This is a genomic window from Clostridium sp. UBA3061, assembly GCF_002367465.1.
Taxonomy (GTDB): Bacteria; Bacillota; Clostridia; order Clostridiales; family Clostridiaceae; genus Clostridium_J; species Clostridium_J sulfidigenes.
The window spans coordinates 170,147-190,105 of sequence record NZ_DFCF01000008.1 but is presented as its reverse complement, the minus strand read 5'-3'; the positions used below and the strand labels follow the sequence as shown (position 1 = coordinate 190,105).

Annotated in this window: 20 protein-coding genes and 1 tRNA gene (1 of these 21 running past the window's edge); all 21 read right to left on the bottom strand. The window is 29.9% G+C overall.

Features of this window, described 5'->3' with window-relative positions; genetic code table 11:
* Positions 1 to 77 (bottom strand) — tRNA-Leu (locus B2P65_RS07265) (it extends 62 nt beyond the left edge of the window).
* Between the two features lie 208 nt (positions 78 to 285).
* Entirely contained in the window at positions 286 to 702 is a 417-nt protein-coding gene (locus B2P65_RS07260) for a S1 domain-containing RNA-binding protein (RefSeq protein ID WP_035132487.1), read from the bottom strand.
* Between the two features lie 81 nt (positions 703 to 783).
* Positions 784 to 1,050 (bottom strand): FtsB family cell division protein, encoded by a 267-nt coding sequence (locus B2P65_RS07255; protein WP_035132490.1) that lies wholly within the window; start codon positions 1,048 to 1,050, stop codon positions 784 to 786.
* 125 nt (positions 1,051 to 1,175) lie between these two features.
* Positions 1,176 to 1,568 carry a spore cortex biosynthesis protein YabQ gene (gene yabQ, locus B2P65_RS07250; protein ID WP_035132492.1) on the bottom strand — a complete coding sequence of 131 codons (393 nt, stop codon included), beginning with the start codon at positions 1,566 to 1,568 and terminating at the stop codon, positions 1,176 to 1,178.
* A gap of 7 nt (positions 1,569 to 1,575) precedes the next feature.
* Positions 1,576 to 1,872, bottom strand: a complete 297-nt coding sequence (gene yabP / locus B2P65_RS07245; RefSeq protein WP_346848846.1) for a sporulation protein YabP — start codon at positions 1,870 to 1,872, stop codon at positions 1,576 to 1,578.
* A 76-nt stretch (positions 1,873 to 1,948) separates the two neighbouring features.
* Entirely contained in the window at positions 1,949 to 2,209 is a 261-nt protein-coding gene (locus B2P65_RS07240; protein WP_346848845.1) for an RNA-binding S4 domain-containing protein, read from the bottom strand.
* 106 nt (positions 2,210 to 2,315) lie between these two features.
* Positions 2,316 to 2,591, bottom strand: a complete 276-nt coding sequence (locus B2P65_RS07235; protein ID WP_035132498.1) for an HU family DNA-binding protein — start codon at positions 2,589 to 2,591, stop codon at positions 2,316 to 2,318.
* Between the two features lie 111 nt (positions 2,592 to 2,702).
* Positions 2,703 to 4,166 carry a nucleoside triphosphate pyrophosphohydrolase gene (mazG, locus tag B2P65_RS07230; protein WP_346876360.1) on the bottom strand — a complete coding sequence of 488 codons (1,464 nt, stop codon included), beginning with the start codon at positions 4,164 to 4,166 and terminating at the stop codon, positions 2,703 to 2,705.
* 17 nt (positions 4,167 to 4,183) lie between these two features.
* Positions 4,184 to 5,719: a polysaccharide biosynthesis protein gene (locus B2P65_RS07225; protein WP_346876359.1), complete on the bottom strand. Its 1,536-nt coding sequence runs from the start codon at positions 5,717 to 5,719 to the stop codon at positions 4,184 to 4,186.
* Between the two features lie 217 nt (positions 5,720 to 5,936).
* Positions 5,937 to 6,485 carry a stage V sporulation protein T gene (gene spoVT, locus B2P65_RS07220; protein WP_035132504.1) on the bottom strand — a complete coding sequence of 183 codons (549 nt, stop codon included), beginning with the start codon at positions 6,483 to 6,485 and terminating at the stop codon, positions 5,937 to 5,939.
* Between the two features lie 147 nt (positions 6,486 to 6,632).
* Positions 6,633 to 7,634: a peptidylprolyl isomerase gene (locus B2P65_RS07215; protein WP_346848842.1), complete on the bottom strand. Its 1,002-nt coding sequence runs from the start codon at positions 7,632 to 7,634 to the stop codon at positions 6,633 to 6,635.
* An 85-nt stretch (positions 7,635 to 7,719) separates the two neighbouring features.
* Complete coding sequence (mfd, locus tag B2P65_RS07210) at positions 7,720 to 11,235, bottom strand: transcription-repair coupling factor (protein WP_346848841.1); 3,516 nt, start codon at positions 11,233 to 11,235, stop codon at positions 7,720 to 7,722.
* 23 nt (positions 11,236 to 11,258) lie between these two features.
* The gene (gene pth, locus B2P65_RS07205) at positions 11,259 to 11,828 is read right to left on the bottom strand and encodes an aminoacyl-tRNA hydrolase (protein ID WP_346848840.1); all 570 of its coding nucleotides are present in this window, start codon (positions 11,826 to 11,828) and stop codon (positions 11,259 to 11,261) included.
* 127 nt (positions 11,829 to 11,955) lie between these two features.
* On the bottom strand, positions 11,956 to 13,083 hold the full coding sequence (locus B2P65_RS07200; protein WP_346848839.1) for a S1C family serine protease: 1,128 nt from the start codon (positions 13,081 to 13,083) through the stop codon (positions 11,956 to 11,958).
* A gap of 33 nt (positions 13,084 to 13,116) precedes the next feature.
* Positions 13,117 to 14,538, bottom strand: a complete 1,422-nt coding sequence (locus B2P65_RS07195; protein WP_346848874.1) for a HAMP domain-containing sensor histidine kinase — start codon at positions 14,536 to 14,538, stop codon at positions 13,117 to 13,119.
* Between the two features lie 3 nt (positions 14,539 to 14,541).
* The gene (locus B2P65_RS07190; RefSeq protein WP_346870894.1) at positions 14,542 to 15,228 is read right to left on the bottom strand and encodes a response regulator transcription factor; all 687 of its coding nucleotides are present in this window, start codon (positions 15,226 to 15,228) and stop codon (positions 14,542 to 14,544) included.
* A gap of 259 nt (positions 15,229 to 15,487) precedes the next feature.
* The gene (locus tag B2P65_RS07185) at positions 15,488 to 16,447 is read right to left on the bottom strand and encodes a ribose-phosphate diphosphokinase (RefSeq protein WP_035132514.1); all 960 of its coding nucleotides are present in this window, start codon (positions 16,445 to 16,447) and stop codon (positions 15,488 to 15,490) included.
* Between the two features lie 21 nt (positions 16,448 to 16,468).
* Positions 16,469 to 17,839 carry a bifunctional UDP-N-acetylglucosamine diphosphorylase/glucosamine-1-phosphate N-acetyltransferase GlmU gene (gene glmU, locus B2P65_RS07180; protein WP_346848837.1) on the bottom strand — a complete coding sequence of 457 codons (1,371 nt, stop codon included), beginning with the start codon at positions 17,837 to 17,839 and terminating at the stop codon, positions 16,469 to 16,471.
* 254 nt (positions 17,840 to 18,093) lie between these two features.
* On the bottom strand, positions 18,094 to 18,378 hold the full coding sequence (spoVG, locus tag B2P65_RS07175; protein WP_035132518.1) for a septation regulator SpoVG: 285 nt from the start codon (positions 18,376 to 18,378) through the stop codon (positions 18,094 to 18,096).
* Between the two features lie 96 nt (positions 18,379 to 18,474).
* Entirely contained in the window at positions 18,475 to 19,305 is an 831-nt protein-coding gene (purR, locus tag B2P65_RS07170; protein ID WP_035132520.1) for a pur operon repressor, read from the bottom strand.
* Between the two features lie 268 nt (positions 19,306 to 19,573).
* Positions 19,574 to 19,807, bottom strand: coding sequence for a hypothetical protein (locus B2P65_RS07165; RefSeq protein ID WP_346848836.1), 234 nt, complete (start codon positions 19,805 to 19,807; stop codon positions 19,574 to 19,576).
* Positions 19,808 to 19,959 lie beyond the last annotated feature (152 nt).

Below are 19,959 nucleotides of genomic sequence, written 5' to 3'. Positions count from 1 at the left end.
CCGGAATCGAACCGGTACGGTGTTTAACCACCGCAGGATTTTAAGTCCTGTGCGTCTGCCAGTTCCGCCACTCCAGCATTTGTGTCATCACCTTTCAGCGACAATATTTATTATATGGTATATTATTAACTATGTCAACAGTATTTATATAGTTTTTTATATTTTTTATTTATTTCTTCTTCACTTATTATAACTAAATGTTAAAAAAGCTAGGGTTTAATTTAACTGACATTAAAATAAATAAGAGTGCTTAAAAAGCACTCTTTAATCCTTTCGGTATAAAGCTTAATTATATCCTTTTCTGCTATATCCTCTACCTTTTCCACCATCTTGGTGTTTTTTAAGATCTTGAAATCTTTCTTCACTATCTTTTAAGAATTTTGACATCCTGTCTTCAAAACTTCCTGAACTTGTAGTTTTAGATTTTTCCTTTTCCCAATCTATATCTACGGGTTTAAAAGATTTTTTTGGTGTACCAGCTTGCTTTATGGATAAGCTCATCTTACCATTATCATCTACAGAAATGACTTTAACTTTAACCACATCATTTTCTTTTAAATGATCATGTACATTCTTAACAAATACATCAGATACTTCCGATATATGAACTAAGCCTGTTTTCCCTTCCACTTCAACAAATGCACCAAAGTTTGTGATATTAACTACTTTACCTTCTATAATGCTTCCAGCCTTTAAGGTCATATTGAAAAGACCCTCCTTAAATTTATAATTTAAATTTATATATACTATAACTAATAATAATTAGTCATAGTAATTTTCACTTTATTTACTGTCTATTACAGGAGATTCTCCTTCTTTAATTAACCCAAGCTTTTCCCTTGCAAGTTTTTCTATATACCGACTATCTTGTGATAGTTTAATCTCATCCTGTAACTTTTGATTCTTTTCTTGTGCTGCTTGTAACTCCGAAGTATAGTTATCAATATCTTTATGTTGTCTAAACATTATTATTTGTTGATTTATAAATGTAAAGCCTACGTAAAGAGCTATAAGTAAAAGACCTATCTTTTTTATGCTGAATTTCTTCATATCGATTTTCCTTCCTTATTACAAATAGTAACATGTCATAGGTTTTATTTTCAAGTAGTCAAATTAACCTATAGCTATATTGTAATTTGAATTTTTATTTTCTTCAACCCTTAATATTATAAATTTTATATTTTTTTTGTTATTTTGCTGAAAATAATTCTTATAGGATAGAATATATAATAAAATATTACTCTAAAAAATGTTAATATGGCATTTAATATGCTTCCGTATGCTAATATAAATATATTACTAAATAGTTTAAAGTATATAAATAATCCAATTAAATTATATACAAACACATTAAAGCTCATGTAAGCATAGTTTGTATACATCATAAAAATAAATACTATAATGCCAGTTAATATCCAGAATAGCATATCCTGTATTGCTGTTATGATGGTTCCTGGCTCTTCAAAACCTCTTATTACTCTATATACATCAAAGAAAATACCAACTAGCATTCCACTAAGTAAGGAGAATATAAACAATGCTATTTGCCTACCCATATCAAATATCATAACTCAATCACCTAAATATTTTAGAAACAATGCTATTTCGCTTCTTTGGTCTCTTTTCTTCACTTGTATATACTACATAAGATATTTTCCCCGTTATTACCACATCTCCATTTTGAACATCTAGCTTGGTCATCTTTAACTCTTCACCTCTGATATCCATATCTCCCAACACAGTTATTATAAGTATCTGTTCATCATTGAAGCTTAATATTTCTAAAACTCCATCTAAAGTCATCTTTTTTCTATTTTCTAACGCAATAAAACTCTTTTTATTTTCTAATGACATATCTTTATTTGGTTCCATAATATCCCCCTTAAACCTAAAAATATATTAGCTTTCTATAAAGATATATTCATTAAAAAATATTTTATGCTTCTATTTATTCCTTATCCTCTTCCCCACTGATTATTTCATACATATTCTTAGCCTCTTCTTTATTAACATGATTAGCAATATTTATAATTCTCGCTTTTAATAATTGATTAGCAAATTGAATTTCTATTATATCATCTTCTTTTATAGTAGTACTTGGTTTTGCTACTTTTCCATTTATGGATACTCTACCATTTTCACATACATCTTTAGCAACAGTTCTTCTTTTAATTATTCTAGAAACCTTTAAATATTTATCTAATCTCATAGTTGCCTCCTTAAACTATATAAAAATTTTAATGAAATTATACTTTATCCTGTATCCCTTTGAATAGAAGAAAAAACCCAGAACATTTCTAGGCTTTTTCAAGTAATTATTTATTTACTATGTCTTTAAATTCTTTTCCAACTTTGAAAACAGGAACTTTAGATGCTGGTATTTGTATTTCTTCTTTTGTTCTTGGATTTCTTCCTACTCTAGCAGCTCTTTCTCTAGTTTCAAAAGTACCAAATCCAACTAGTTGAACTTTCTCTCCACCTTCAAGAGCCTCTTCAACACTCTCTATAAATGCTTTTAATACCGCCTCGTTATCTTTTTTTGTTAGTCCTGACTTTTCAGCCATTTTTGCTATTAATTCTGATTTGTTCACAATAGTACCTCCTTAATGTTAATTTTACGTAATTTATATTTTAATTACATAAAATAATACTTACAATATTCTTACAAGTTACCTAGAATCCTTCTTTTTTTTGAAAAAAATTTATCTTTTTGTTGATAAATTATACTTTTTAGATTCACTCCAAAGGGTTTCCATTTCTTCTAATGTCATTTCTTTCATGTCAATACCCTTTTTAATGCCAGATTCCTCAATAAATTGGAAGCGTTTTATAAATTTATCTATAGTATAATTTACTGCAAATTCTGGGTCAATGTCAAGAAGTCTTGCAATATTTACTGTGGCAAAGATTAAATCTCCTACCTCTTCCTGTATTTTTGACACATCTGAATTTTTATATACATCTTTTATCTCTTGTAATTCTTCTATAACTTTCTCCATAGCTAGTTCTACGTCATCCCAGTCAAACCCTACCTTACCAGCCTTTTTTTGAACCTTTTCTGCTCTAATAAGTCCGGGCATACAACGTGGAACATGCTTTAATTCATCGGTATAGCTAGTAAATTTCTTTTCTTTAACTTTAATTTCATCCCAATTCTCCAATATTTCATCTGTATTTTTAACTCTTACATCTGAAAATATATGTGGATGCCTACGTATCATTTTTTCAGTTATAGCTGCTACTACATCATTTATGTTGAAATAACCCTCCTCCTTACCAATTTGAGCGTGGAATATTACTTGAAAAAGTACATCTCCTAACTCCTCAATAAGTTTATTATCGTCCATTTCGTCTATAGCTTCAATAACTTCATAACATTCCTCAACTAAACCTCTTTTTAAAGATTCATGAGTTTGTTCTAAGTCCCACATACATCCATTTTCACTCCTAAGAGTAGACATCACATTAATTAAATCCTTAAAATCTTTAGGACCTTTAAGATCTTTAGGAATATATATGGAAGTTAAGTAATCAATATCCTCTTGTCTATCTAAATCATATAGTTTAATTTTTCTTATACTTTCTTCTCCTTGTATGCCTGCTGCTCTTACAAAGTATATATCACTATCATCACTATAATATTCACATAGAGCTAACTTCACTTCAGAAGCAATAAATTTGTTATACACCTGGGTTATTATTACTCCTAATCTCTTATCCATAACCTGTTCCCTTATATCAAAGGCATCTATTATTTTTACCCCTTCTATTGGATCAATCCTTAAGCTCTCTATAACTGCATCTACAAAGCTTACTGATGGCATTAATCTAGCTTCTATTCCATTCTCCTTGCAGAGTTCTAATAATATAGTTACAGATTTTTCTGCAACTAAGGGATGACCTGGAACTGCATATACTAAGTCTCCTTCTTGCTGATAAATTTTTATAAGATCCTCTGCAATTGCCTTGTATATATGATCAAAATTATTATATTCTTCATAAAAATTATCATAGGTATTAAACTTTACACCCATAGATTCTAAGTATTTAACATTAGGATGTTTTTCTGTTCTAAAGTATATATTTTTATTACTTTTCAAAATTTCTAGTACACCTATGGTTAAAGCATCTTTAGAACCAGGTCCTAAACCAACCACTGTAATCATTTGAATCTACTCCTCTTTTAGTTTTTAATGAGCTTTCCCTTTATATCTTCAATGGTAAATATTTTAAATACAATCGATAGTATTCCAAATATTACTACACCAAGGAAAATAGCTATTAAGCAAGATATTCCATTACTCTGTGTATAATTATAGACATTATTATATATAAAAACAACAGATATTATCATAATTAATGACACAAATAAAGGTTTTATAACTACTTCATATAGGTTTATCTTTACTTTGAGCAATTTTTTAACCTCTTTCAAGTTTAAAATGCTAGTTACTGCATATCCAACTATACTTCCAATTATTGCACCATATATATTAAATCTAGAGTTACTTACTAAAACATAGGTAATGACTACCTTAAATAGACACCCTATAGCAAGATAATATACCGGTTTCATATATCTACCACAACTTTGTAAAAGCGATGTAGTAGTCTGTGTTATTATAATTAATGGTATTGATAAAGATAATAATTTAAGTATTTCATGCCCTGCTACATCCCCCATAAACACTAATCCCATAATAGGTTTTGAAAGATAAAATAACCCTAATGCACTTGGAATACCTATAACAAAAGATAACTTAAATACCATGTTTACCCTTCTGTATAATTCATTTTGATTATGCATAGAATATACCTCTGATATTATAGGTACTAAAGCTGAACATAGAGCAATAGAAAGTGCCAGTGGGATATTTTGAAGAGTCATAGCCTTACCTGTAAATTGACCATATAATATGGCACTTTCTTGAATAGTATAACCTGCTAACAAGAGTCTTTGAGGTACTATTATAGAATCAATTAAAGCCATAATAGTTCCAACTGCAGCTCCTACGGATATAGGAAATGCTGCTTGTACTAAGTTTGATAGTATTTTATTACTCCTTTTCACTTTTAATTTATAAGACTTTGATCTAACAAATAAATATTTTATTACCAAGTAAATGCTTCCCAGCAATCCTCCAGCTACCGTTCCAAATGCGGCTCCTGCTGCTGCATATTCAATTCCTTTAGGAAGTAATAAATATGCACATATAACGCCAAAAACTACCCTACCTATCTGTTCTATAATTTGAGATATTGCAGTATTATTCATATTCTGAAGTCCCTGGAAATATCCTTTAAATGTACACATAATACATACAAATATAGGTGCTGAAGATATAATCATAAAGGATTGATATGACTTATTATCCCACCTTAAGATATTTATAATATTATCTCCAAAGTACAACATTAAAAATGATATTATTATCCCAAGTGGAATCATTATTTTAAGAGTATCCTTAAGTACCTGTTTAACAGCATTGGTATCGTTGCGTGCATTATACTCTGATATTAATTTTGACATAGCAATAGGTACTCCTGATGCTATTGCTACAAAAGTCATATATATAGGGTATGACATCTGATAATATCCCATCCCTTGGTCACCAATTAATCCTTGTATTGGTATTCTAAAAAACAAACCTAAAAATCGTGCAAAAATAGTAGCTATTCCTAAAATCATAGTTCCTTTTAAAAGCGATTGTTTTTTCATACTTCCTCCTAAAATACTTTGTATAGTTAATAAGTATTTTGATGAGAAACATTTTATTACTTAATGCATATAATATATACCTAATATCAATTAACTTTAACTTCTTTAACAATAAAAAATCTGCCATAAGATGTGATTAATATCAATCCTATGGCAATAATTACATATTATACTCTTTATTTAATTTTATCTTATAGATATTTATGCTTTTTAACATTTACTGTTCCATTTGTTTTCCTAAGAATGAAGCTGCTGTTTCCGCAAGCTTTAACTCTAGTTCTCCAAACTTTACATTTTCTTTTGAAACTATAATTACTGTACCTACAGTATCTCCCTCTGCAATTATTGGTGCTACAACTTGTGTTGTATATTCATCTGCTGTCTCTCCATCACATATAGGTATTAGTCCCTGAGAGTTTTTATCTAGAAGAGTAGCCTTACGCATTTCCATAATTTTATCTACTTCATTACTAATCTTTTTATCTAAATAATCTTTCTTTGTCCCACCACTTACAGATATGATTGAGTCTTTATCACAAATTATCACTATATTACCAATAGTTTGATGTAGCGCTTCACTATATTCCTTAGAAAACTCACTCAATTCTTCTATTGGTGAATATTTTTTTAATATAACTCCCCCTTCTCTATCTGTAAATATTTCCAGCGGATCTCCTTCTCTAATTCTTAATGTCCTTCTAATTTCTTTTGGTATTACAACACGACCTAAGTCATCTATTCTTCTTACTATTCCTGTAGCTTTCATTAAATATCCTCCTTATTTATGTAAATAGTATTAATGCTATTATTATCCTTCTTAACTCAAATTTTATACATCCTAGAAATTTTTTCATTAATAAAAAATAAAAAAAGATTAATGCCAAATATGACATCAATCTCTTTCTACCAATTATTAACTTAGTTTATCTTCATATAATTTTATTTTAGCTTCTTCTTGCCAAGCAGTTACTTTTTCTACCCACACATTATATTTATTTTGTTCTAATAGAACATCCTTAATCGCTCCTTTAACATCTTCTAAAGGCTTAACAGGATACTCTTCTTTATCTAAGCACTTTATAACATGAAATCCAAATTGAGTTGATATAGGAGCCTTAGTATATTCCCCTTTCTTAAGACTTATAGCTGCCATTAAGAAAGTTTTATCATACTGATTGCTAGTATATTCAATCCAATCTAAGTCTCCACCTTTGTCCTTTGTAGCATCTGTACCTTTTTCAGTAGCAAGCTTAGCAAAATCTTCACCTTTATCTAATCTTGCAATTACGTCTTTAGCTTCTTCTTCTGTCTTAACTAGTATGTGTGCTGGCCTAACTTTATTAGGACTTTCAGTATATGAATTTGGATTACTATCATAATAAGTCTTTATTTCATCATCTGTAACAGTAACATCTTTAACTACCTCTTCATATACAGCATTAGATATTACTGCTGGTTTTAATTCTTCTAAGAAGCTCTCTTCTGTAACTCCAGCTGTTTTAAGAGCACTTTTATACTCTTCATCAGTTTTAAAGGATTTCTTTATCTCATCAAGTTTCTCTTTAGCCTTAGTCTGAACTTCTTCATCAGAAGGCACTACTCCAAGCTTTTCACCATTATTTTTTATGACAATATCGTTAACCATAGTATCTAGTATACTTAATCTTTGCTTCTTTATATATTCCATAGCCTCTGAATTTTCTTTATAATTTTCTCCGTACTGAGCCTTTACTTGCTCATAAACCGTACTTAACCTACTGTCCACTTCTCCTAAGGTTATCTTTTCTTTATAAACCTTAGCAACTACTGTCTTATTAATACCTGCCTCTGTTTTTTCTATCATTCCACACCCCACTGCTGAAAGCATTAGTGTAGACGCCATTAGACCAGCTAAAATCTTCTTTAATTTTATCAATTTATTATCCTCCATTCGGTTTTTTTAGTTATTATTGCTATTCAATTTTACCATAAAAATACTATTAAATAAATAGTAGCTAAATCTATTTACTCATTGTTGATAAATCCTTAATAATATTTATAAGTATATCTAATAGCTCCTTTTTATTAATATCCTTACTCTTATACACTAGAACTGGAACATCTCCCATTTTAAATGTGATTTGTCTCTTATAATTGTCTAGTATATATTTTACCATTTCAGAAGTTAAGTATGACTTGTCTTTAAAGGTTATCTGTACTTGAATTCCAGTATCCTTTATCTCTAAAACCCCAATTTCTCTAGCAATTGCCTTTAAATAAGCTATATTCATTAAATTATAAACACTTTCTGGAATATTAGAGTATCTATCTTCAATCTCCTCAATAACCTCTAACATATGCTCATAGGATTCAATAGATGCAATCTTTTTATATACTTGAATTTTTTGAGTTTCATCCTGTATATAGTTACTAGGAATATATGCATCAATTTTCATATCTACTGTAGTTTCAATAGGTTCCTTATCTACTTCACCTTTTACAATGCTTACTGCATCTTCAAGCATTCTGCAATATAAGTCATATCCAACAGCAGACATATGACCACATTGAGCTGCTCCCATTATATTCCCTGCACCTCTTATTTCTAAATCTCTCATAGCTATCTTTAATCCTGAGCCTAATTCTGTAAAGTCTTTTATTGCCTTTAATCTTTTTTCTGCAACCTCTGTTAAAACCTTATCCTTAGTATAAGTAAAGTAAGCATATGCTATTCTATTGGTTCTCCCTACTCTTCCCCTTAATTGATATAGTTGAGATAATCCCATCTTATCTGCATTTGCTATTATCATAGTATTTGCATTCTGAATGTCTATACCAGTCTCTACTATAGTTGTACTTAAAAGTATATCGTATTTTTTATCTACAAAATCTATAATTACCTTTTCCAATTCTCTTTCGGTCATCTGACCATGACCTATAGCAACTCTAGCTTCTGGGACCAACTTTTGCAAATATGTTGCCATATCACTTATAGTTTCAACCCTATTATATACAAAAAATACTTGTCCTCCCCTATTCATTTCCCTAATTATTGCATCTCTTATAAGTTGATCATTAAATTCTACAACGTAAGTTTGAATAGGATATCTTTCTTCAGGAGGAGTTTCTATTATACTTATATCCCTCACTCCTGTTAAAGACATGTGTAGGGTTCTAGGAATAGGAGTAGCACTTAAAGTTAATACATCTATGTTTTTCTTTATTTCCTTAATCTTCTCCTTGTGACTAACCCCAAATCTTTGCTCTTCGTCTACAATTAATAAACCTAGATCCTTAAATACCACACTCTTTTGAAGCAACTTATGAGTACCTACTATAATATCTAAATTTCCTTCTCTTAGAGCATTTAAAGTTTCTTTAACTTGAGACGCAGTTCTAAATCTGCTAATCATTCCTATTTTAATAGGAAAATCTGAAAACCTTTTTAACATATTTTTATAGTGTTGCTCTGCTAGTATTGTAGTAGGTACTAATATAGCTACCTGTTTTCCATCCATAACACACTTAAAGGCAGCTCTAAGCGCAACCTCGGTTTTCCCATATCCAACATCCCCACAAAGAAGCCTATCCATAGGTTTATCGCTTTCCATATCTTTTTTAATATCTTCAATTGCAGTTAACTGATCCGGGGTTTCCTCATATGGAAATTCTCCTTCAAACTGACTTTGCCAAGGGGTGTCCTTGGCATATTTATGCCCCTTTAAAGTATTTCTGATAGCATAAAGCTTAACCAAATCTTCAGCAATATCTTCAACAGATTTTTTTACTTTACTTCTAGCCTTTGCCCATTCACTTCCACCTAATTTATTTATTTTGGGTGATTTGCCTTCACTGCCAATATATTTTTGTACTAAATCTAATTGCTCTACAGGGACATATAAAGTATCTCCTGAATTATATTCTAAAACCAAATAATCTTTTTTATTTCCCTGTACATCTAATTGATTAATACCCTTATATACACCAACTCCATGGTTCACATGTACCACATAATCACCAAGCTTTAAATCAGTAAAGCTTTTTATTTTTCCTGCACCTTTTTTAGTAGTTCTTCTTGTGGCTTTCCTCTTAGATTGACCGAAAACTTCGGAGTCTGATATAACACATACCTTTAAATCAGGATACTCAAATCCTTTAATAGAACTTCCAAAGGTCACCACTACTTCCCCTTGCTGAATGCTAGAAACTAGGTCTTTATAAGTAGCTTCTATCCCTCTATCTCTTAAAGTGTCAATTAATCTTTCTCCCCTTGTTCTTGTACCAGATAAAATTAAAGTTCTATATCCTTTTTTCTTTTTCTCTATTATATCTTCAATAAGCATGTCTAACTGTCCATGATAATCATGAATTGTAATCTGAGAAAATGCTATTAAATTTCTTGGTTTTAATGCATTAGAAGCAGTTCCTAAACTCTGTAAAGTTATAGTTTTACTCACTTCTAAAATTTCTCCAATCATTTCTTTAGGTATTAGTAGTTCTCCTTGTTTCGGTAAAATGTTACCTCTACTTAGAAAATTTTCATAATTCTCTTCAAATTCAAAGTATACACTATCCAACTTACCCATAGCCCTATTTACATCATCCACTACAACTAAACTATCCTTAAAGTAGTCTAAAAATGTAGTTTTATTTTTATAAAAATAAGGAATATAGCTATCAATAGTTTCAAAGGTCCAAGTTTCTTCAAGACTCTCCAAATTTGTCTTAACCGTAGAATTTATTCTTTCTAAAGCATCCTTATCTTTAGATTTATTAAATCTTGATATAGCTCCATCTAATTCCTTTCTAATTTCTTCTTTTGCAAGATTTATAACCCCTTCTGTAAGAATTATCTCTTTAGCTGGAAATATTTCTACTTTATCTACTTTATCTATACTTCTTTGATTGTCTTTATTAAAAGTTCTTATGGAATCAACTTCATCATCAAAAAGCTCAATCCTAAATGGCATGCTACTAATAGGAGGATAAACATCTATAATCCCCCCTCTAACTGAAAATTGACCTATGTTTTCTACAACACTACACCTTTCGTAACCACATTGTACAAGTTTTTCGCTCAACGCTCTTATGTCTATGGTACTTTCTAAAGAAATTTCAAATGAAAATTTCTTGAATAGCTCTACAGGAGCATAGGATGCTGCTAAAGCCTCGATAGAAGTTACAACAATACATTTTCCCTCATGAAGAATCTTATTTAATACTTTCAGCCTCTCCCATCTCAAGTCCCCTGATACAGCTTCTACATTGTAAAAAGTTACCTCACTCGTAGGAAAATAATATACATCATTACAATAAAAGCTAAGATCTTCATATATGTTTTTAGCTTCCATGTCATTATGAGTTAGCACTAGCATACTTTTTTCTATATCTTCATAAACACCATATAGCAAGTAGCTCTTACCAGATTCCGAAAGACCATGTATGCCTAATGGATACTTTTCCTCATTTATATATCTCTTTATATCTCTATATTCACTACTTAACTTTAAAGGTGTCATTACTCCTTTTAGTCTCAAAATATCACCTCTTAAACTATTTACTACTTTCCTGCATTAAAAGAATTAAATTTATTCATTGCTTGATTAATTCCTTCATTTATGATCACTGATACTGCATCCACTGCTGCCTCAAAAGATTTTTCAATAATCTCTCTATCTTCATTAGAGAATCTTCCTGTAACAAACTCAACTAAATCATAGGCTGGCTCTCCAATTCCAACTTTAATCCTTGAAAAACTATCAGTACCTAAATGAGAAATTATATTCTTAATACCATTGTGACCGCCTGCACTTCCTTTTCCCTTTATTCTAAGTCTTCCAACTTCTAGACTAATATCATCGTATATAACTATAATATTTTCTACTGGTATTTTATAAAAGTCTATTATACTTCTAACGCTTTCTCCACTTAAATTCATATAAGTTTGAGGTTTTAAAAATATAACCTTTTCATTGGCTATACTACTCTCACCGTATACTCCTTTAAATTTTGTCCTATTTATACTAAAGTTATACTTTTTTTCACACATATCAACTACATCAAACCCTACATTATGTCTTGTTTTATCATATCTATCTCCCGGATTTCCTAATCCCACAACTAAATACATAATTACCTCCAATATATTCTATAACATAATATCTCTTAACATAAAAATAATCTTCTTTGACTATTATACTAGAAGTTTTACCTAAAATAAAATAAAAGTAGCATCCCTAAATGCTACTTTTTATATATTACTCTGAAATCTTTATTTTAAAGTCAACATAATCACCATTTTTGAATACTTTATATTTTATTGTCTCTCCACTTTTAAATTTACTCATTATAGAATTTATGTCACTGACAGTATTAACTTTCATACCATTCACTTCAACAATTATATCTGTTGGCCTAATTCCAGCTTCATAAGCTAAACCATTTCTTGTAACTTCCTTTGCATATACTCCATCAATACCATTTTCACTTTGGGAAATAGCCTCTTCCCCATAAACTCCCATATGGTTAATAAGAGAATCTTGCTTATCTAAAATTCCATAGGTAATAGGCTCTAGATCCTCTGCGGAAATATAAAAACTATTTTTTAAAAATTCATTGTGATATGTCATAGTAGTATTATTTACTCCTATAAGTTCTCCATCCAAATTACATAAAGCTGCTCCAGTATTGATAAACTTAGGAATAACTGAAGTCTTTATCATTCTTAAAGACTCAGCTACTTTAGTTTCTCTATTTTTAAATACTATATTTTCTCTAGTATTTAACACCGTACTTACCTCTATATTTTCATTAAAAGATTTACCCAGAGGATTTCCTACACTAATAACTCTATCTCCCTTTTCAATCTTAGTAGAATTCTTAGCTATAGTCATAGGTTGTAATGCATCTCCATTTATTTTAATCATAGCAATATCATAAATACTATCAAATCCTATTATAGATGCATTATATACAATGTCATTGTGTAACTTCACTTTAACACTGGTTGCATCCTCAATACCTAAATAGCTAGTTATAACATATTGTCCATTTTCTATGACAACGCCTACTCCTACATTAGTTTCTTTTATACACTTATCATCTGCAATAACCTTAATAACTGAAACAACAGATTGGGCTGCTTTGTGAGCAGCTGATTGAAGCTTTGAATTAGTGGTATTAACTTCTTCGTCTTTATTATTACCTTGAACATAATAATTTTCGTTTTCAGTGTTTACCACTAAAGCTGTAACAGCCCCACCTAAGGAGGCTACAAATAAGCAAAATATAGTAATTGCAACAATTTTACCTTTACGTCTTTTCTTAATTTTGTTAAAGGTTATTTTTGCTTTAACATCCTTATAATCATCATTAAAATTGCTCATAATAGCCTCCTTCCTCTTAGCTCCTTAAGATTATTACATACTCTTCTTTGCTAATTGTAAAGTAAATATAAATTCAACTCCATTTTCTTTATTACACGCCCATATTTCTTCATCATGTAAGCTAACAATCTTTTTAACTATAGAGAGCCCTAATCCTGTACTCACTTTTTGTGTTCTTGATTTATCAACTTTATAGAATCTTTCCCAGATATGTTTAATATCTTCTTCATCTATATTAGATCCCTCATTAAAAATTGATATATTAGCCTTCTTACCTTTTTTTCTACAGGATATTTGTATCAATCCATCTTCTTTTCCATATTTAATAGCATTATCTAAAAGATTAGTTATAACTTGTGTTATTTTATCTCCATCTGTAAGTACCCAGAGTTCACTTCCTTCAAAAAATACCTGTACATCCAAATTTTTATTTCTTATTCTATTTTCATTTCTCAATATGCATATTCTCACTATTTCATTAATGTCCACAGGTACCTTCTCCAGCTTATAAGTACCCGATTCCACTGCTGATAAATCAAGTAAATCATTAATAAGTCTTGTTAATCTTTGTATTTCTTCATAGGCTATATTTAGATAATACTTATGCTTTTCATCAGGAACTACTCCATCTAAAATTCCACCTATAAATCCTTTTATAGATGTCATTGGAGATCTTAACTCATGAGAAACATTTGAAATAAACTCTTTTCTATTTTGTTCTACCTTTTGTAGCGAGTCTGCCATCACATTAAATGCATTTGCAAACTCCTCCATTTCATCATCAGAATGAATTTCAACTCTTTTATCTACATCTCCTTGAGCTATTTTTCTTGCAACCCCACTCATTTCTGATAACGGATTAACTATCATCTTTTGAGAAAAATAATAAATTACGATACAAGAAGCAATTACAGCGAAAACTGCAGATAACCAAATAATTTGATAAACATTAGAAAGTGATTTATCTAAAATATCTGTTGATACACTAAATAAAGTGGCTCCCATAGATTGCCCTTTAGCATCTTTTACAACTTTCATCATAACGTATACTTTCTCATCCATATAAACTCCATACTCATTAAAAGCATCTATATAATCACTATTGTTTATATTTTCCAAATCATCATGAAAAATCTGTTTCCCTATGAGTGGAGTATATTTAATGTTAGTAACTGAATAAACATATCCATTACTATCTACGAGAACTATATCATCATTTATATATGTTGATATAAACTTTATATTTGTAGTTAATTCTTCATATGATGATGCCCCAGTTAAATATTTTGTTGCAATACCTTCAATTATATCTGCCTGTCTAGTAAGATCACTTTGTCTCGTCTTTATAAAATAATCTTGAAACCAAAAGGAAAGAAATGCAGCTAAAATAGTAAAACTTACTGTAATTATAATGGTGTAAGTAACAACCATTTTAGAAAATAAGCTATTTTTCACCATCTATTTCACCTCAAATTTATATCCAACTCCCCAAACAGTTTCTAACTGCCAATTATCTCCTCCTGATACTTTTTCTCTTAATCTCTTCACATGAACATCTACAGTTCTTGAATCTCCTGGATAATCATATCCCCACACTTCACAAAGCAGTTGTTCTCTTGTAAATACTCTGTTTTTATTACTTGCTAAGAAGTGTAATAATTCAAACTCTTTAGGTGGCATTTTAATTTCCTGTCCCATGTATGTTACATTATATGAATTTATATCTATAACTAAATTATCAAAGGTTAATGTTTCTTTACTATCACCCTCTGCAGTATATCTTCTTAGAACAGCCTTAACTCTAGCCATAAGTTCCTTAGGTTCAAAGGGTTTTACTATATAATCATCTGCTCCAAGCTCAAGTCCTAAAACTTTATCAAAAGTTTCTCCTTTTGCAGTTATCATTATAACTGGTGTTTCATTATCCCTTCTTATCCACTTTAGCACATCTATGCCATCCAGGTATGGTAACATAACATCTAAAAGCACTAAATCAGGTTTATAACTAGTAAATGCTTCTTGAGCCTCTCTTCCGTCATTGGCCACCTTAACATGGTATCCTGAATTCTCCAAATACATCTTTATTACTTCACATATATTTTTATCATCATCAACAACTAATATCTTTCCTAAATTACCTTCCATTGATATCCCTCCTAAATACTTAAGATATTTTATTTAATTTACGAATATAATTTCTACATAATATCTTTTATAATATTATATAACAATAACTTTAAGTCCAAGTATTTTCTCATTAAAATTAATATTTTTAACAAAATATTTATAAAGTTATGGTGAAAACATTCCTTTTTATACTAAAAATAGGGGAAGAAAAACTTCCTCCCCTAAATAAAACCAAATTACTGTCCAAACTTATTATGAATACATATAATATTTAATATTATTCATCAAAAAGCTTGCTTACAGAAACTTCTTCATATATTCTTCTAATAGCTTCTGCAAATAACGGTGCTATAGATAATATTTTTATCTTATCAAGCATTTTTTCTTGTGGTAGATGAATACTATCAAGCATAACTAGCTCTTTTATCACCGATGCTTCTAGTCTTTCTATGGCTGGACCAGAAAGTACAGCATGTGAACAACAAGCATATACTTCAGTAGCACCCATTTTAACTAAAGCATTAGCACCATTACAAATAGTTCCAGCTGTGTCTATCATATCATCTATTAGTATAACCTTTTTACCTTTTACTTCACCGATTATATTCATAACTTCAGCTACATTAGCCTTTGGTCTTCTCTTATCTATAATAGCTATTGGAGCGTTTAGTTTATCAGCAAACTTTCTTGCTCTTGTAACACTACCAAGATCTGGTGAAACTACAACTACATCATCACAATCTTTAAATCCTTTTTCTATAAAGTAATCACTTAGTATTGGTGAACCCACTAAATTATCAACTGGAATATTGAAATATCCTTGTATTTGAGCTGCATGTAAGTCCATAGTTAAAACTCTATCTGCTCCTGCTGCTGTAATTAAATCAGCAACTAATTTTGCTGTAATTGGATCTCTTGCCTTTGCCTTTCTGTCTTGACGTGCATATCCATAGTAAGGAATAACCGCCGTTATTCTTCCTGCTGATGCTCTCTTAAGTGCATCAATCATAATTAAAAGTTCCATTAAATTATTGTTTACTGGGGCACTAGTTGGCTGTATAACAAATACGTCCAGTCCTCTAACAGTTTCTCCAATATTTACCGCAATCTCACCATCACTAAAAGTAGTAACTTGACTTTCTCCAACAGAAAGCCCTAAGCGGTTTGCAATATCAGCAGCTAATTCTGGATATGAGTTTCCTGCAAAGATTTTAATGTTTCTTCCATGGCTTATCATTTATGTAGTCCTCCTAAAATTTTATTTGTTTTTATTTTTATCATATACCCAGTTCTCTTTATTTATTTGCCTAGCTCTTGCTATAGCTAAGGAGCCCTCTGGTATTTTCTCGGTTATTGTTGATCCAGCTGCAATATAAGTATTATCTTCTACCTCAACTGGTGATACTAAGTTAGTATTACATCCTATAAATACATTGTTTCCAATTGTAGTTTTATATTTTGCTTTTCCATCATAATTTACTACAACAGTTCCACACCCAAAATTACATTTTTCTCCCACTTCTGCATCTCCTATGTAAGTTAAGTGAGATACCTTAGTTCCGTCACCTATTGATGATTTTTTAATTTCAACAAAATCGCCTATCCTTGCATTTTCACCTATAGTTGTTTCTGGTCTTATATACGCAAAAGGTCCAACTGTAGTATTATTTCCAATCTTACTGTTTAATACTACAGAATTTTCTACAGTTACATCATCACCAATTATACTATTAGTTATTCTGTTATTTGAGTATAATACGCAATTTTCACCAACTACCGTAGTTCCTTCTATGATATTCCCTGGATATACAACCGTATCTTGACCTATAATTACATCACATTCTATATAGGTGCTTCTAGGGTCCATAATTATAACACCATTATCCATATGGTTTCTATTTATTCTACTTCTCATTATATCATTAGCAACAGAAAGCTCTACCTTTGAATTTACTGCTGTAATTTCTTCTACATCAACAGCAATAGCTCCAACTTTCTTACCTTCATTTTTTAATATTTCTATTACATCTGTTAAATAGTACTCACCTTGATTATTATTATTATTAAGTTTACCTAAGGTATTTAATAATATGTCTATATCAAAACAATACATCCCTGAGTTAATTTCATTAACTTTTACTTCTTCTTCATTACAATCCTTAAACTCTACAATTTTCTCTACTTCTCCTTGAGAATTTCTAATTATTCTTCCATACTTTAGAGGGTCACTCATTATAGATGTCAATATTGTAGCACTACATTTTTGTTCTTCATGATATTTAGTAAGCTTTGTAACTGTTTCTTGTGTTATTAGAGGCCCATCTCCAACAAATATAGATACTGAACCTTTTTTACCTTTTAAAAATTCTTCTGCACACATTACTGCATGCCCAGTACCTAATTGTTCTTCTTGAACTGAGTAGAAAATATTTCTACTTTCAGTGCCTTTTCTAACTTTATCAGCACCTTTTCCAATAACCACACTTACTTCTTCTACTCCGGACTTTCTTATATTATCTATAACATGGTTTATCATTTCTTTTCCACAAACTTTGTGTAGAACCTTAGGAGTATTAGATTTCATTCTTTTACCTTCGCCAGCAGCAAGGATTATAGCACATTTATACAATTCATACACCTCTTCATTTAAAATGTAATTAGTCTTTCCTGATAAATTATTCTATAATAATTTAAAACTAATATTTATTAAATTTTCAATATTAATCTATCATATTTATTATTTTTATATACTACTTCTATACTATTATATTGAAACTGTTACACTTTTTCAACCAAAGTATATTTTTTACATGAAAATATATATTAACGATATACTATTAACGATACACAAAATAAAAAGGAGTGCTACGCTCCTTTTTATAATTAGACTATTTCATCTTCTACTTGCTCTTCATTTTTTACTTTTTCATACTCGTCAAGTATAGATTTTTGAATTTTCTCTCTTGTTTCTGTATTAATTGGGTGAGCTATATCCTTAAATTCTCCATCAGGAGTTCTTCTACTAGGCATAGCTATAAAATTACCACTTTGACCCTCAATTATCTTGATGTCATGAACCACGAATTCATTATCTAAAGTTATAGATACTATAGCTTTCATTTTTCCTTCTGTGGTAATTTTTCTAATTCTAACGTCTGTAATTATCATGAAATTCCACCTCCAAGATGTGCTTTCATGTATTATTCTACTAATGCATTGTAAATCCTTCTATTTGTCGAAACATTTTCCATATTTTTTTGTAACTTATTCGTTTTTTTCACTAGATGGACTAACAATCGCAATTCCATCTTCTCCAATACCATAAAAATTTACTAATGAAATATAATCATCTACCAGCTTATCCTTAACTTCTACATTATCTATTAAAAAACCACTACCTAATAATTCACTATCAAATTCACTTAAAAGCTCTTTAATTCCCTTTGCAGTTCCTCCACCTCTCATAAAGTCATCTACAAATACACATCTGCTACTTCTCTTCATAGACTTTGTTGATAATGTCATAGTTTGAAGTCTATTGCTTGAACCAGAAGCATAATTTATGCTTACTGTAGTACCTTCTGTATACTTAGTATCATGACGTACTGTAACAAGCTGAACTCCTAATTGTTTTGCAACCTCATAACCTAATGGAATACCTTTAGTTTCTATTGTAACTACATAATCCACGTTCATATCTTTAAATTTACTAGCTAATATTATTGCTGAATTTTGAATAATACTTGGATTATATGCTATATCTGTTATATATAGAAAATTACCCGGAACAACTCTAGATTGCTGTCTTAGTGCTTCACACAAATCTTCTAAAAACTGTTTTCTATCTTCATTTGATTTTTCATTTATAAATCTTATTCCACCTGCAGCACCTGCTACTGTTTCTATCTTTCCCATGGATAAACCTTCTATTACTTCTCTAACTATAACAATATCTTCACTAATAGTAGATTTTGCTGCATTGAATTTCTCTGTAAATAAATTTAAAGTTATAACCTTATTAGGATTTTCTGTTAAAACTTTTGTTATACCAATAACCCTTTGGTTTCTATTAAATTTATGCTTAATTTTCTCCATACAAACTATACCTTTCCGAATTTTATCTTTATTTTTGCCTTTATTATTCACCTTTATTCTATCTGTTTTATTACTATATTACAATTACTTTTTTTATTTTCTTTAATATACTATTTAAAACAATATAAATTCATCTTTTATGTTAATCACAGATTAATTAGCAAAAAAATATCCTCATTGTAAATAAAAAGAGCTACTTCAAAATAAAGATTAAATAAATCTTCATTTTGAAATAGCCTTTAATTTCAATATTATTTTATAATATCTATCAACTACATGCCACCATTTTCGAAGTCAAAGGATTCCTTTTTGTAAATTCATTAGCTTCTTGTATATTTCTAGCTTTAAATAAAAGTTTTCCTCCATTCTTATTTAAAACTCCACCACAAAGCATGTATTTCTGACCACCTATTTCTTTATCATCTTCTAAAAAATTTATACCTTCAAGTCCTTGCCCATCTGCCTTATACTTTAACTCAATGAATAAATCTTTGTTTCCCATTCTTTAACCCCCATATCTGTTCTCATATTTACATGATATCGAACATACGTTCAATTGTCAATATTATTTTATTTCATTACTAAAAATTATTATCAATACCTTTTAATTCACTGCATATCTCTTTATCTTTAAATATGTATATTCAAAAACAA

Excerpts from the sequence above, each read along its gene's own strand:
- B2P65_RS07260 (WP_035132487.1), bottom strand. The coding sequence starts at position 702 with ATGACCTTAAAGGCTGGAAGCATTATAGAAGGTAAAGTAGTTAATATC.
- B2P65_RS07255 (WP_035132490.1), bottom strand. The coding sequence starts at position 1,050 with ATGAAGAAATTCAGCATAAAAAAGATAGGTCTTTTACTTATAGCTCTT.
- yabQ (WP_035132492.1), bottom strand. The coding sequence starts at position 1,568 with ATGATATTTGATATGGGTAGGCAAATAGCATTGTTTATATTCTCCTTA.
- yabP (WP_346848846.1), bottom strand. The coding sequence starts at position 1,872 with ATGGAACCAAATAAAGATATGTCATTAGAAAATAAAAAGAGTTTTATT.
- B2P65_RS07240 (WP_346848845.1), bottom strand. The coding sequence starts at position 2,209 with ATGAGATTAGATAAATATTTAAAGGTTTCTAGAATAATTAAAAGAAGA.
- mazG (WP_346876360.1), bottom strand. The coding sequence starts at position 4,166 with ATGATTACAGTGGTTGGTTTAGGACCTGGTTCTAAAGATGCTTTAACC.
- B2P65_RS07225 (WP_346876359.1), bottom strand. The coding sequence starts at position 5,719 with ATGAAAAAACAATCGCTTTTAAAAGGAACTATGATTTTAGGAATAGCT.
- spoVT (WP_035132504.1), bottom strand. The coding sequence starts at position 6,485 with ATGAAAGCTACAGGAATAGTAAGAAGAATAGATGACTTAGGTCGTGTT.
- pth (WP_346848840.1), bottom strand. The coding sequence starts at position 11,828 with ATGTATTTAGTTGTGGGATTAGGAAATCCGGGAGATAGATATGATAAA.
- B2P65_RS07200 (WP_346848839.1), bottom strand. The coding sequence starts at position 13,083 with ATGAGCAATTTTAATGATGATTATAAGGATGTTAAAGCAAAAATAACC.
- B2P65_RS07190 (WP_346870894.1), bottom strand. The coding sequence starts at position 15,228 with ATGGAAGGTAATTTAGGAAAGATATTAGTTGTTGATGATGATAAAAAT.
- B2P65_RS07185 (WP_035132514.1), bottom strand. The coding sequence starts at position 16,447 with ATGATAAGCCATGGAAGAAACATTAAAATCTTTGCAGGAAACTCATAT.
- spoVG (WP_035132518.1), bottom strand. The coding sequence starts at position 18,378 with ATGATAATTACAGACGTTAGAATTAGAAAAATTACCACAGAAGGAAAA.
- purR (WP_035132520.1), bottom strand. The coding sequence starts at position 19,305 with ATGGAGAAAATTAAGCATAAATTTAATAGAAACCAAAGGGTTATTGGT.
- B2P65_RS07165 (WP_346848836.1), bottom strand. The coding sequence starts at position 19,807 with ATGGGAAACAAAGATTTATTCATTGAGTTAAAGTATAAGGCAGATGGG.